Origin of the sequence: Streptosporangium sp. NBC_01810 (genome assembly GCF_035917355.1) — a bacterium.
Classification (GTDB): Bacteria; Actinomycetota; Actinomycetes; order Streptosporangiales; family Streptosporangiaceae; genus Streptosporangium.
In genome coordinates, this window is the sequence record NZ_CP109070.1 from 2916959 (window position 1) to 2929532 (window position 12574).

14 protein-coding genes and 2 pseudogenes are annotated in these 12574 nt (G+C 67.8%); 11 read left to right on the forward strand and 5 right to left on the reverse strand.

Annotated features, from left to right (window positions below; translation table 11 throughout):
* Positions 1 to 105: 105 nt before the first annotated feature.
* Positions 106 to 636 (forward strand): hemerythrin domain-containing protein, encoded by a 531-nt coding sequence (locus OIE13_RS13170; protein ID WP_326639786.1) that lies wholly within the window; start codon positions 106 to 108, stop codon positions 634 to 636.
* On the opposite strand, the gene OIE13_RS13175 is transcribed toward OIE13_RS13170, so the two are convergent.
* Both OIE13_RS13175 and OIE13_RS13180 read right to left on the reverse strand, forming a co-directional pair.
* Entirely contained in the window at positions 627 to 1052 is a 426-nt protein-coding gene (locus OIE13_RS13175; RefSeq protein WP_326639784.1) for a nucleoside deaminase, read from the reverse strand. The genes OIE13_RS13170 and OIE13_RS13175 overlap by 10 nt on opposite strands.
* 2 nt (positions 1053 to 1054) lie before the next feature.
* Entirely contained in the window at positions 1055 to 1918 is an 864-nt protein-coding gene (locus tag OIE13_RS13180) for a TIGR03619 family F420-dependent LLM class oxidoreductase (RefSeq protein ID WP_326639782.1), read from the reverse strand.
* 93 nt (positions 1919 to 2011) lie between these two features.
* On the opposite strand from OIE13_RS13180, the gene OIE13_RS13185 reads away from it, so the two are divergent.
* On the forward strand, positions 2012 to 2458 hold the full coding sequence (locus OIE13_RS13185; RefSeq protein ID WP_326639780.1) for an Lrp/AsnC family transcriptional regulator: 447 nt from the start codon (positions 2012 to 2014) through the stop codon (positions 2456 to 2458).
* A 743-nt stretch (positions 2459 to 3201) separates the two neighbouring features.
* Here OIE13_RS13185 and OIE13_RS13190 read toward each other — a convergent pair.
* Positions 3202 to 4290 (reverse strand): hypothetical protein, encoded by a 1089-nt coding sequence (locus OIE13_RS13190; RefSeq protein WP_326830070.1) that lies wholly within the window; start codon positions 4288 to 4290, stop codon positions 3202 to 3204.
* 803 nt (positions 4291 to 5093) lie between these two features.
* On the opposite strand from OIE13_RS13190, the pseudogene OIE13_RS13195 reads away from it, so the two are divergent.
* Positions 5094 to 5338 (forward strand): annotated as a pseudogene (locus tag OIE13_RS13195) (IS982 family transposase); the annotation flags it as partial.
* A gap of 73 nt (positions 5339 to 5411) precedes the next feature.
* Here OIE13_RS13195 and OIE13_RS13200 read toward each other — a convergent pair.
* Complete coding sequence (locus OIE13_RS13200; protein WP_326639776.1) at positions 5412 to 5615, reverse strand: DUF6183 family protein; 204 nt, start codon at positions 5613 to 5615, stop codon at positions 5412 to 5414.
* 70 nt (positions 5616 to 5685) lie between these two features.
* Positions 5686 to 5979, reverse strand: a pseudogene (locus tag OIE13_RS36670) (DUF6183 family protein); the annotation flags it as partial.
* Between the two features lie 190 nt (positions 5980 to 6169).
* On the opposite strand from OIE13_RS36670, the gene OIE13_RS13210 reads away from it, so the two are divergent.
* From OIE13_RS13210 to OIE13_RS13245, 8 genes are all read left to right on the forward strand, one after another.
* Positions 6170 to 6424 (forward strand): hypothetical protein, encoded by a 255-nt coding sequence (locus OIE13_RS13210; protein ID WP_326639773.1) that lies wholly within the window; start codon positions 6170 to 6172, stop codon positions 6422 to 6424.
* Positions 6424 to 6780, forward strand: a complete 357-nt coding sequence (locus tag OIE13_RS13215; protein WP_326639771.1) for a hypothetical protein — start codon at positions 6424 to 6426, stop codon at positions 6778 to 6780. Before OIE13_RS13210 ends, OIE13_RS13215 begins: the two co-directional genes overlap by 1 nt.
* Before the next feature lie 556 nt (positions 6781 to 7336).
* Positions 7337 to 7819 carry a hypothetical protein gene (locus OIE13_RS13220; RefSeq protein ID WP_326830071.1) on the forward strand — a complete coding sequence of 161 codons (483 nt, stop codon included), beginning with the start codon at positions 7337 to 7339 and terminating at the stop codon, positions 7817 to 7819.
* 226 nt (positions 7820 to 8045) lie between these two features.
* The gene (locus tag OIE13_RS13225; protein WP_326639768.1) at positions 8046 to 9191 is read left to right on the forward strand and encodes a four-carbon acid sugar kinase family protein; all 1146 of its coding nucleotides are present in this window, start codon (positions 8046 to 8048) and stop codon (positions 9189 to 9191) included.
* A 30-nt stretch (positions 9192 to 9221) separates the two neighbouring features.
* Entirely contained in the window at positions 9222 to 9821 is a 600-nt protein-coding gene (locus tag OIE13_RS13230; RefSeq protein WP_326639766.1) for an isochorismatase family protein, read from the forward strand.
* Positions 9822 to 9844: 23 nt separating this feature from the next.
* Positions 9845 to 10735 carry a polysaccharide deacetylase family protein gene (locus OIE13_RS13235; protein WP_326639764.1) on the forward strand — a complete coding sequence of 297 codons (891 nt, stop codon included), beginning with the start codon at positions 9845 to 9847 and terminating at the stop codon, positions 10733 to 10735.
* A gap of 1 nt (position 10736) precedes the next feature.
* Positions 10737 to 11657, forward strand: coding sequence for a hypothetical protein (locus OIE13_RS13240; RefSeq protein ID WP_326639763.1), 921 nt, complete (start codon positions 10737 to 10739; stop codon positions 11655 to 11657).
* Positions 11654 to 12574 (forward strand): hypothetical protein, encoded by a 921-nt coding sequence (locus tag OIE13_RS13245; protein WP_326639762.1) that lies wholly within the window; start codon positions 11654 to 11656, stop codon positions 12572 to 12574. Before OIE13_RS13240 ends, OIE13_RS13245 begins: the two co-directional genes overlap by 4 nt.

Here is a 12574-nt window from a genome sequence, read left to right on the forward strand (position 1 = left end):
TTGACGGCCCGCAGAAAAAATGATGCAATCCCGCCTCAGCGTCGCAGTGCACCCGGCAAGAAGACCGCCGAGGGCATGGAGGCGCCGAAATCATGGGACGACACCATGGAAACCATCGAACCGGACGGCCGCCTCACGGCGTTCGGCAACCAGCTGATCGAAGTTCATCTCTGGCTCCGCGAGGAGCTGTCCAGGCTCCGCGAGGACGTCGACTCCGCCGTCGAAGGCCGCGGCGGGCGTCCACGGGAGCTGCGGGCACACTGCCTGGCGTTCTGCTCCGCGCTGAGCCTGCATCACACCGGTGAGGACGGCGGGGTGTTCCCCGCCCTGGCAGAGCGGTTCCCCGAGCTGCGCCCCGTGCTCGAAGAGCTGGAGCACGACCACCACGTGGTGACCGAGATCCTGCTCAGACTCCAGGAACTGCTCGGTGGCCTGGGAGCGGAGGCGATTCCGGATCCGGACGGGGCACGGCAGGTGCGAGCCGAGCTGGACGGCCTGACCGCCCTGCTTGAGTCACACTTCCGCTACGAGGAGAAGAAAATAGTCGCGGCCCTCAACGCGCTGGAGGTCCCGGGCTGGAAAGCCTCGAAGACCGACTTCTTGCTGAGGACCGCCCGCGCGGCGGATCAGAGGTAGTAGCCCTCGACCGGGAGGCGTGCCTCGTCGAACAAGGCGGGGCCCTCCTGGCGCGCGCCGGCGCCGGTCGCGGCCGGTTTGAGGCTCGCGAGCTGTTCGTTGGAGAGCGCGAACACCACACGGCCGAGTCCGGAGCGTTCGATCGCGCCCGCGCACATGGGGCAGGGCTGGCAGCTGGTGTACATGGTCGTGGCGGCCGCGGTGGCGGGGTCGAGCTCGCGGGCCGCCCACCTGGCCAGCTTGAGTTCGGGGTGGGCGGTGATGTCGGCGTCGGTGAGAACCGTGTTGCGGTCCTCGGCGAGCACGGCACCGTCCGGGCCCACCAGCAGCGACCCGAACGGCGGGTCTCCGGCCGCCCGCGCCGCGGCGGCAAGCTCGATGGCCCTGCGCAGGAGGTGTTCGTCGTCGCGCGTCATGGTTACCTCGTCTCTGAGTGATGTGTATCCGGATACCAACGGGCGGTCACGGTGGCGAGCGCCTGCCACGCCACCCGCGGGTGACGTGTCTCGTCCGGGTCGCCGTTGAACGGATCGAGCACGACGGTGTCGGAACCCAGGAGGCGCAGCTGTTCGAGGTCGTCGAGTACCTGGTCGATCGTGCCCTCCCCGGCGAGCCGCCCGGGGTCGGTGACCGGTGCCTCGGTGAGCCGCAGGGCGATCCGGGGGACCAGGGCGGGCACCGGCCGCCGGGACTCCCCGGCGATGGCCTTCAGCCGCTCCAGTGCCTCGCGCAGCCAGGGCAGGGTGACCCGCAGTGGATGCCACGCCTCGCCGAGGCGTACCGCCCGGCGCAGGCCGGTGTCACTGTTGCCGCCGACCCAGATCGGTATCCGCCCGGCGCGGTAGTCCTTGTCGTCCTCCCAGGCGGCGCGGATCGCCCGAAGGTGGTCGTCGGTCAGCGCCCCGCGCCGCTGGAACGGGACACCGAGCGCGTCGAACTCCTGCCGCGCCCAGCCGACGCCCACCCCGAGGACGAGCCGCCCTCCACTGAGTTGGTTGAGGTTGGCGGCCATGCGGGCGACGAGCAGCGGGTGCCGGTACGGCACGATGAGCACCGTGGTCCCGAGCCGGACCCGGCTGGTGATACCGGCCAGCCAGGCGAGGGTGGTGAAAGGCTCGTAGAACGGCGCCGGATACTGCTCGGCGACGTCGGGTGTTATCGCGATGTGGTCGGAGACCATGAGCAGGTCAAAGCCCAGGCCCTCCACTGTCTGCGCCCAGTCGCGCAGTACACCGGGGTCGGTTCCTGGCCCAAAATTCGGGACATTAACGCCTAATTGCACTACTTCAGACTATCCAGCCGTTATTTCCTATTGGAAGAGAGTTTTCCCGGCACAATAGTCGATATGCCGTGAATATGCCGGTACCTTTGCCGGATGACCGAGAGCCTCGACGCCACCGACTGGTCGATCCTGGTCGAGGTCCAGCGAGACGGCCGCATCCCGTTGACCGAGCTGGGGCGGCGGGTGAACCTCAGCGCCTCCGCCACGACCGAGCGGATCAGGCGCCTGGAGGCGGCGGGCGTCATCACCGGCTACCACGCCCACGTCGACCTGGCGAAGGTCGGCTTCGCCGTGCTCGCCGTGGTACGCCTGAAGTATCCGGGCAGCCGGCACCAGCCCCTGCACCGGCTGCTCGACGAGCGCTCCGAGATCCTGGAGTGCCTGCGGACCACCGGCGATGACTGCTACGTGCTGAAGATGGCCGCGACCTCCATGGCCCACCTCGAACAGCTCGTCGACGAGCTGGCCCAGTTCGGCAGCACCACCACCAACCTCGTCTACAGCCAGACCTTGCCCTACCGCGGCCTCCAGGGACCCTGAACGCGTGCGGACTCCCTCCTGCGCCCCGCGGAGCGCCGTCTGACCGCTCCTTTCCACGGCAGGACCCGCGGGACAGGCCCCATGTGATCAGTGGTCATAGGCGATCAGCGATCGGGTGACCAGAGCTCCGGTCTTGTTGTTGTGTCAGATCGCGGAGGGCATGGCGAGGATGCGTTGGGTGACCCGGGTTACGACGCCTTCGAAGGTTCGCCCCCAAGTCGGCGAGCGGCCGGATGCTGCCCAAGACGCAGATCGCGCTGGGCCTCCTCCACCCAGAACCGGGCGGCAAGCACCCGATCCCACCTCCGCTCACAGAGAGCCACCAACAAGGGATCGCTCGCTGTGACGAAGCGAGAACACGATTCCGCTTAACTTCGGAGAACCTGTCGCGGTAGCGATATCGCGTCACAGCGACGCTGGAGGCGATATCGCTACCGCGATGCAGTTGTGGGCAATTCTCCAGTCTAGATCGCAGAGCCGGTGGCGGATCTCGTTCTATCTGAGGCGGTGGTGCTTGTGGTGAAGCCAACGCACGATGCGCCACCACGCGTGGTGACAGGCACGCACTCATCTGTCAGCCGTCACCGACCGCACGATCGGCCGCCCTCGACTCCTTCGACGAATTTGACGACAGCCAGGCCCTCTATGCCCGGTGGCCGGGACGCATCGTCGACCATGTCCGTGGCTCTTCTATTGCGACCTTCTCGCTTGGACCGCAGGAACGATCAACGAGGGCAGGAGCGTTACAGGGACGAAGCGAGCGGCGGATTTACACGGCAGTCGAGAATCCGCTTGATTTCGAGGACCTTGTCGCTGGCGTCACCGGCGGCCGCGTTCCTGGTGTCGGCCGTGTTCCTGGTGTCGGCGGCGTTCCTGGTGTCGGCCTCGGCCTTGTTCCCGAGGGCGGCGTTGATGTTCTTGTTTCGGGCGTCGTTGTAAGCCCTGTTCCTGGCGTCCGCCTCGGCCTTCTGCCTGGCCTCAGCCTCAGCCTTGTTCCTGGCGTCCGCCTCGGCCTTCTGCCTGGCCTCAGCCTCAGCCTTGTTCCTGGCGTCCGCCTCGGCCTTCTGCCTGGCCTCAGCCTCAGCCTTGTTCCTGGCGTCCGCCTCGGCCTTCTGCCTGGCCTCAGCCTCAGCCTTGTTCCTGGCGTCCGCCTCAGCCTTCTGCCTGGCCTCAGCCTCAGCCTTGTTCCTGGCGTCCGCCTCAGCCTTCTGCCTGGCCTCAGCCTCAGCCTTGTTCCTGGCGTCCGCCTCGGCCTTCTGCCTGGCCTCAGCCTCAGCCTTGGCGTCGTTGTAAGCCTTGTTCCTGGCGTCCGCCTCAGCCTTCTGCCTGGCCTCAGCCTCAGCCTTGTTCCTGGCGTCCGCCTCGGCCTTCTGCCTGGCCTCAGCCTCGGCCTTGGCGTCGTTGTAAGCCTTGTTCCTGGCGTCCGCCTCAGCCTTCTGCCTGGCCTCAGCCTCAGCCTTGTTCCTGGCGTCCGCCTCGGCCTTCTGCCTGGCCTCAGCCTCGGCCTTGGCGTCGTTGTAAGCCTTGTTCCTGGCGTCCGCCTCAGCCTTCTGCCTGGCCTCAGCCTCAGCCTTGTTCCTGGCGTCCGCCTCGGCCTTCTGCCTGGCCTCAGCCTCAGCCTTGGCGTCGTTGTAAGCCTTGTTCCTGGCGTCCGCCTCAGCCTTCTGCCTGGCCTCAGCCTCAGCCTTCTGCCTGGCGATGGCGTCGGCGAGACTCTTGGAGTCGGCAGAGGTGTCCAGATGGAAGTTGACCCTCTGGTCAAGCCTCTGCGACTGCAGCGACCGCTGGAACTGGCGCTGCCAGCTCCGCTGCCGCTGGAACTGCTCCAGCAACTGATGCCGCCAGGAACGGCTGCAACCCTGGTTGCAGCAACCGTGGTTGCAGCTGAACGAAGCAACTCGGACGGCACTGGCACTGGCACTGGCAGTGGCCGTGGCTGTGGCTGTGGTGATGGCGGTTGCGGCGCCGAGGCCAACGACTCCGCCTGTCAACACCGTGCTGCTGGCGGCGAATGCTACGACGACGCTCTTGAGTTTGGACATTGAGTGTTCCCCTTGAAAGGATCGATTGCCCCCTGCTTCGACGTTCTCCAAATCGGCCAGAAAACGTCGCCATAACCCTTACGGATCATTCTTGCGCCACCTTGATTTCCTTGCACATCACGGAATAAACGGCGATCTCCCGCTTCTTTTGTTCAATTGCCCTCCCGTTGATGATGTTGGACTTATCCGTTAACTTACACATGTCCACGCCAAGACATAATTTCGCCAAGCTTGCGATCTTTTCAGTAAGTAGTCGAAATTACAAGCTTTTAGCCTTGAATCCGACAACTCGTATTACGCACCAAATGTTCCTTTTAGATAAGACCCATTGAGGTGAGATTTATCCGCCATAAAATATGCTTTGATGCCGCTAGCTGGCGGATTACAGACCCTGATCATCCGACTTCACAAAGGACGTTTATCTGACATATATCCGATTTAATGGACCAACGCTGGATGCGGGTACACATTCACGAGGAACGCCGCTTTTGTCCCCGCTCCGCCCCGATCGGTCTTCGTCGGCTTCCGCCACATCACGGCCACCTTCCTCGACGGTCCGTGATGGGGGTAGACGGCATGTCGGCTCAGTATTCGACAACCACTGGATCGTCGACTCCACGCCGGTGCCGTGCGGAATGTCGCGCCCGGCCGTACGGCGTTCGAGCCTGATGGGTTGGCCGCCTACAGCTACCGTGCCTCGCACTTGCGGTTCTTCCGGGGCCTGCGGCTGTATTTGGCGTGCACCCCGACCGGCATGCCGATCCTGTGGGCTCTGGCCACCCCGAAAATCGGCGAACGCGAGGTGCCGGCCGCGATTCCGCCACGCGATGCGGATCTGCCCGGTCGGAGCCCCCAGCCTCGAGGTTGCTCACACCCAGCCTCCGCCCTGACTCCTCCCTCGACTCAAAAGGTCAGTCGGTGTCGTGGGAGACCAGCAGGCTCAGCACGTTCCCGCGCGGGCTGAGCGCGCCGACCGCGAGCTTCTGGTCCGTCCAGTACGGTGTGCGCCTGGTGATCCTGAACACCAGCCACCGCCATCGGGCCGCGAGTTCGTTGACCCGGTGGACGGACGCCTCGGCGGGGGCGCGCACCAGACCCGCTATCGACCGCCACACCGCCCCCCCTGCCGAGCCTCAGCGGCAGCCCCGCGAGAGGATGCCCCGACTCCCGCAGGGCGTCGGCGCACCGCACCGCCGCCGGCACCCGGGTCAGGTTGACGCGACGCACCACCAGTTCCTGCGCCAGGCAGGCGATCAGCTCCGCCCAGGTGTCCGGCTCGACGGGAACACGCCCGAACAGCGGCAGCAGGTGATGGACCGGCCGGGACTCGGCCAGCAGCGCGGCCAGGTCGCGGACCTCCCGAAGCCACCGCTCACCGACATAGTGACCACGTACCAGCTCGGCCAGCGGCCCGGCGTCGCCGGGAATCCGCGCCAGGATCAGCCCGTGCGGCCCGTCAACGATCCCGTGTGAGATCACGAAGGCTCTCCCGGCGACCTCACCCGCATACTCACCCCTCCTCGTGCCGAAAACCCGCCCTTTGCCAATCGGATACCATTACACTAAGTAATCGAGTGGTGACTAAAGCAGTGTCGTCCCGTTTGCGGGCCAGAGCGTGCCGGTCAACACGGAGGCAGAAGACAGTCGACAAAGGGATCCGGGCGTTCAGGTGACTGACGATCATGACGGTGACTGCGGAGTTGAGCAAGGGGTCCACCTCGGCCGCGTCGTGGTACGCAGCACCGGCCGGTTCAACATCACCACCCGGCACGGCCTCGTGCAGGGCATCGGCCACCGCCCCGTCCGCCCGCTCCAGCGAGCAGACGGTTACGGCTACGGCACCGCGAAGGAAACCACCATGCAGCACCGTTCCACCTTTCCTCCCGGCCCTGAAGGACCGGGTCTCCACACTGGAGGTAACTGATGAACACAGGCCGTCGCGACGTCTCCGGCCCCCTGGAGAAGCACAGCGGTTCCACAAAGGCAGCCCGCGTTCGCGCGCTGCTGGCGGTCGGCGCGATCACCGGTATGGCCCTGCTGGCGACAGGCGCCCCTGCCTCCGCCGTTTCGGTCACCACCTCCGAGGCCGGGGCGCACACGGTCACCGCACGGGCCGGCGCGGTCAGCAGGCTGCCCGCCGGCGACGATGTGTACCGCGACTGGTTCTCAAGCCACTCCAACTGCGTGGCAGCCGGCCAGGGAGGAATCGACCGAGGCCACTGGGAGCACTACACCTGCTCCGAGGGCGACTGGTTCTGGCATCTGTGGACCAACCGCTGAACTCTCCCCATCAAAACCTTCGCAAGGCAGCAGCTTCGCCGCCCTGCGAAGGTTTTGAGTATTGCCACGTGATTTGTGACGCCACCGGCTGGAACCTCGTATCTGTTGTTCACCAGCCCGACGCCTTTACAATGTAGATCAAAAGGGTCGATCCGGTCCGGCCCAGCCCACACGGGGCGAGAATTTTAGCCGACGGATTCCCGCCGGTGAGCGGGCGTGATGCAGGCGCCGGCTCTGTTGTGTGCAATGGCCCCATGGCTGCTGTACCGATATGGACTGACCTGCTCCAGAGCCGATCCGCCCTCTGCCTGGGACTCGCCCCCTCCCCCAGGTGGCTTGCGGCGTGGCGGATGCCCGACGACGTGGGCGGAGCCCGGCGGATGTGCGCGACGGTGCTGGGGGCCGCGGGCGAACGGGTGTCCGTCTACCGGATCCAGGCACCGTTCTTCACCCGGTTCGGCACCGCGGGCACCGCCCTGCTGCGTGACGTCGTCGACGGCGTGCACGAGCGGGGCTCGCTGGCGGTGCTGGACGCGAACTCGACTTCATCGGCCGGGTGGACCACCAGGTCAAGCACCGCGGCTACCGGATCGAGCTGGGCGAGATCGAGCAGACGCTGCGGGCCTGTCCCGGCGTGGACGACGCGGCGGTGGCCCTGGAGGACGACCAGCTGGTGGCCTACGTGGCCGTCCCCATGCCCGCTTTCGCATCTGCACGAGCCTCCACCTCGGGGGCCACCTCCGCCTCCGGACCCGCCTCCGGATCCACCTCCACCTCCGCCTCCGGATCCACCTCCGCTTCCGGACCGGTGACGGCGAAGGACGCCAGAGCATGGGCGGCCGGGCGGCTGCCCGGTTACATGGTGCCGGGGACCGTACGCGTGCTGGACGAGCTACCGCTGACGAGTGCGGGCAAGATCGACCGTCGCCGGCGGCCGACCATGAAGGCGTTCACAGCGGAGCGACCCCGCTCTCCGCCCCCGGGCCGGGCAGCACGTCGATGTCGGCGGCGCGCATGGGCCGGTCGCAAGGCTCCGTAGACCCAGGTCTTCTCCGGTCCGCGGGCATAGTCGAGCTCGGAGACGAACGTCGCACTAGGTCAGAGCAGCACTGTTCCACGCCCCGCCCCCATCAGCGAACGTGCGACATTCGTCGAATGACTGCTCGTCATCGGCGTCAATACTCTCGGGGCAGTTGTCAACGTCGAGAACGGAAACCGAGCCGATGACCCCCTCAGAGCTACCGCGTCCCCCTCGTGGACCGGCGATGGGCATCCTCGCAGAGGACCTGCAGGGCTCTGTCGCGGTCGCCTGCCGGCTGCGCCAGCGCGGGCTCGACCCGGTGATCGTGCGCGACCCCGCATCTGTCGTCTCCGATGCGGATGCCATCGTCGTCGACCTCGATCTGCACCACGCCGCAGGCGCCGCCGAGGCGCATATCCGCGAGTGGGCGGCCTGGCTCGACGACCACGGCTGCGAGCGGGTCGAGGTGAAGCTCAACGCCGAGCTGCGCGGATCTCCGGATGCGCTGATCGCCGGGATCGACGCGGGGCAGGACGAGAACGGCATCCTTCTCGTCGTCCCGGCCTATCCGACCGCCGGCCGTGTCTGCGTCGACGGCCATCTGCTCGCCCCCATGCCGGTGGGCAACGGGCTCGACGTCGACGTGCGGTCCGCGATCCGCACCGAGGACGCCGAGCTGATCGGGCTCACGGTGCTGAACCAGGGTGCCGATGCCGTCACCGCGCGCATCCTCGAGGCCTTCGCCCGCGGCATCCGGCGGTTCGTCCTCGACGGCACGGTCGAGGCGCACCTCGGCACCGCGGCGCAGGCCGCGACCCGGCTCCGCGAAGAGGGGCACGCCGTCGCGACCGCGAGCACCGGCGGCTGGCTGAGGTTCTACCCTGACCTCGGCCGCGACGGTTTCGTCGTCGTCGTCACCCCCGGCAACCACGACACCGACCGCGCGCAGCTGCGCCGGCTCGGAGCGGCCTACGGCTCCCGTGCGCTGATCACCACCGCCGCGGAAGCCGCAAGTTGGGGGGCGGATGCCGCGCACGAGGTGCTTGCCTCGCATCGGATCCTCGCGCTGCACGAGACCGACCGCGACGACCCCGACCGCTGGATCGTCGCGGAGCAGCTCGCCGGGGCGGTGCGCAGCCTGCTCGACGCCTCGGCCCGCAGCGAGAACAAGTGCCTCGGCGTGGTCGCCAGCGGTGGCCTGACGACAACGGCGCTGGTCCAGCAGCTCGGCGGCACGAGCCTGCGTGCGGGGCTCGAACTGGAGCCGCTGTGCCCGACCGCTCACATCACGGGGGGCGACTTCGACGGCCTGCGGCTGCTCTGCAAAGCCACCGGGACCGGCTCCGAGGAGACCCTGCTTCGCATGACCCGTCAGATCCTCGGGGCCTGACCCCGCTCGCATCCCATGGAAGGACATCGTGTGACCGACATCGATCCGCTGCGCACCGCGCTCATCCTTATCGACCTGCAAGGCTCGAACGCCGACCACCCCGTGCACCCGCACCCCGCAGGGGACGTCGTCGAGCGCTGCATCCGGCTGATCGACGCGACTCGGAACGCGGGCGGCCTTGTCGTGCATGTGCGCACCAGCTTCCTACCGGACGAGGGTGATTCGCTCGGCGGCAAGCTGCTCACCGATGTCGAACGCCCCGCACGCCCGGTACGGCGGCCCGGCTGGGACCGCTTCCTCCCCGGCGTCGATCCGCTGCCCACCGAGCCGGTGATCGTGAAGCGTAGCTGGAACGCGTTCCACGGCTCCGACCTCGACCTGCAGCTGCGCCGGCGCGGGGTCACCACCGTGATCATGGCGGGAATCTCCACCGGATTCGGCGTCGAGGGGACCGCCCGTGCGGCATACGACCACGCCTACAACATCGTCTTCGTTCCCGAGGCGATGTCGGCCTACGCCGCCGAGCAGCACCACCACTCGGTGCACGCCGTCTTCCCGCAGCTCGGCCGCGTCCGCAGCCTGGACCAGGTCGTCGAGGCGCTACCCCCTCAGCCCGCGACCGTGCCCTGAAGCAGATACGGAAAGAACCAGTGATGGACGAGTTCCTCAGCTACCGGCCCCTCGACCGGCGGGAGAGCCTGACCCTGCCCGACGGCAAGCGCGTCGCCGTGAACGTGGTGATGAACATCGAGCACTACGAGTACCTTCCGCCGACGAACCCGCACCGAGACTACTTCTACCGCGTTCCGGCAAAGCCGGACATCGTCGGCTACTCGTTCCGCGACTTCGGCAACCGCGTCGGCTTCTGGCGGATGCTGCCGGTGCTCGACGACTCCCCCGTGCAGGTGACCTGCTCGCTCAACTGCGAGGTGCTGCGCCTGTACCCCGACATCGCGGAGGCGATGGTCGACCGGCGGTGGAGCTTCATGAGCCACGGCACCTACAACAGCCGTCTCCTGTTCGGCGAGTCCGAGAGCTCGGAACGCGAGTTCTACGACTACACCATCTCCACCGTGCAGGAGCTCACCGGCTACCGCATGCGAGGGATGCTGGGACCGTCGTTCAGCGCCACCCCGGCCACCTACCGGCTGATGGCCGAGGCGGGGATGACCTACACGACCGACTGGTTCATCGACGACCAGCCGTTTCGGCTCGACGGGCCGAGCGGCGGGGGACTGATCGGCGTGCCCTACTCCCGCGAGGTCAACGACGCGCTGATCTTCCCCGGGTCGCCGATGTTCGGTCTGGACAGCGACTACTTCGCCGAGATCGTCCAGTCGCAGTACGAGGTGCTCGCCGCCGAGGCCCACGAACGCGACACCGCGTACGTCATGACGATCGCGCTCCACCCCCTCTACATGGGCATCCCGCACCGGATCGGCCACCTGGCGCGGATGTTCGAGCGGCTGAGCTCGCACGACGACATCTGGTGGACCACCCCGGAGCAGATCGCCGCCCACGTCGATGAGATCGGATGGTGCTGACATGCGGCTTGTGAGAGCTTTGCACGAGACCGAAGGCGGATCCCGCCTCGCCCCGAACCGCGGCTGGCCCAGCGGCGCGCGCCTGGCCGTGGTCGTGCTGATGCATCTCGACCACGTGCCCGCACTCCCCGGCTCCGCGCCCGGCCTCCCGCCCTCGAGCGTGGCGATGCGCGGCCCGTACCCGCAGATCATGGACGTGCACACCACGTCGCAGCACGAATACGGGCTGCGGGTTGGAGCGTTCCGGATCCTCGACCTCCTCGACGAGCTGGAGATCGCCCCGACGGTCGCAATCGATGCCTTCTCCGCCCGGCACCGTCCCCGCCTGGTGGAGCGCATCGCCGAGTCCGGTGCGGAGTTCGCGGCGCACGGGCTGGACGGCGCCGGCATCCTGCACGACGGGATGGGTGCCCAAGGGCAGCGCGCCCACCTCTCCGAGTCGATCGACGCCGTGGCCGAGGCCAGCGGCATCCGGCCGATCGGCTGGAGCGGCCTGGACTACGCGCAGTCCACGACGACCCTGGAGGATCTCGCCGACCTCGGCATCCGCTGGACTGCCGACTGGCCCAACGACGAGGCGCCGAACATCCTGGCCACGTCCCGCGGCGACATCGTCGACATCCCAGTGAACATCCACCTCGACGACGTGTTCTCCCACCTCAAGCGCGGCACGCCGATCCGCACGTGGGCCGACAACATCACCGCATCCGCACGGCGGCTGCTCGACGAGGACGCACCCCGCACCCGGACGCTGGTGCTGGGGCTCCACCCCTGGCTCATCGGCCAGCCGTTCCGGTTCGCGCACCTGCGCGAGACGCTGCGCACCCTGCGCGGCATGGACGCCCTGTGGTGGGCGCGCGGCACGGATGTCGTCGCGCATCTGGACGGCGAGGCACGGAACGACGAAGGAGACCGACGATGACCCTCAACCTGCTGGCCCGTGAGCTCGGGGCATCCGTGGTGGACTGCTCGGACGAGTTCTTCGGCGCGGCCGACGCCCTGCTCCTCTCCACCCCGCCGCAGCGCCCCGGCACCTACGGACTGCGTGGAGCGGATGTCGACGGGTGGGAGAGCCGCCGGCACAACCCCGACCACGACTGGGTCGTGATCCGCGCCGCCCATCCGGGCCGGATCGAGCAGGTCGAACTGGAGACCACCGGGTTCCGTTTCAACGCCCCGCGGCGCATCAGCGTCGACATCTCCGACGCCGCCGACGGCCCATGGCACGAGATCCTCGCCGACGCCGAGGTGCAGCCGAACTCCGTGAACGAGTATCCGGTCGCCGACGCCGGGCGCTCGGCCGCCTTCGTCCGGCTGCGCATCATCCCCGACGGCGGAGTCGCCCGCTTCCGCGCGCACGGCATCGTCGACGTCTCCCGCAGCCGCCCGCCGGAGGGCGTGCGCCTCTCGGATATCCGGCTCGGATGCCGCGTGCGCGCGTCGGAAGGCTCCTTCGGGGACCCGTGGTCGGTGATCTCTCACGCGATGCCGCGGAACACGCACGACGGCTGGGAGACTCCCCGGCGGTCCGACGCCGATCGGCATTTCGTCGAGCTCTCCTGGCCGGAGCCCGTCCGGCTGCGGACGCTCGAGGTCGTCGCCACGCCGTTCCGCGGCAACTGCGCGGCCCGGATCGCCGTCGAGGCGCGGGCGGACGACGCGTCCGGCTGGGCGGCACTGGGAACCTTCGAGATCGCCTCCGGGGCGACGACCGCCATCGAGCTGGCCGCCACCGACGCGCAGCAGGTCCGCGTGCGCGCCCTGCCCGACGGCGGATTCTCCCGCCTCTGGTTCTACGGCGCTCAGCTTCCCCTCACCCACACCCAAGATCAGGAGTAA

Coding starts and splice junctions, on each gene's coding strand:
- OIE13_RS13170 (WP_326639786.1), top strand. CDS start 106: ATGGAAACCATCGAACCGGACGGCCGCCTCACGGCGTTCGGCAACCAG.
- OIE13_RS13175 (WP_326639784.1), bottom strand. CDS start 1,052: ATGACGCGCGACGACGAACACCTCCTGCGCAGGGCCATCGAGCTTGCC.
- OIE13_RS13185 (WP_326639780.1), top strand. CDS start 2,012: ATGACCGAGAGCCTCGACGCCACCGACTGGTCGATCCTGGTCGAGGTC.
- OIE13_RS13215 (WP_326639771.1), top strand. CDS start 6,424: ATGAACACAGGCCGTCGCGACGTCTCCGGCCCCCTGGAGAAGCACAGC.
- OIE13_RS13225 (WP_326639768.1), top strand. CDS start 8,046: ATGGGCATCCTCGCAGAGGACCTGCAGGGCTCTGTCGCGGTCGCCTGC.
- OIE13_RS13235 (WP_326639764.1), top strand. CDS start 9,845: ATGGACGAGTTCCTCAGCTACCGGCCCCTCGACCGGCGGGAGAGCCTG.
- OIE13_RS13240 (WP_326639763.1), top strand. CDS start 10,737: ATGCGGCTTGTGAGAGCTTTGCACGAGACCGAAGGCGGATCCCGCCTC.
- OIE13_RS13245 (WP_326639762.1), top strand. CDS start 11,654: ATGACCCTCAACCTGCTGGCCCGTGAGCTCGGGGCATCCGTGGTGGAC.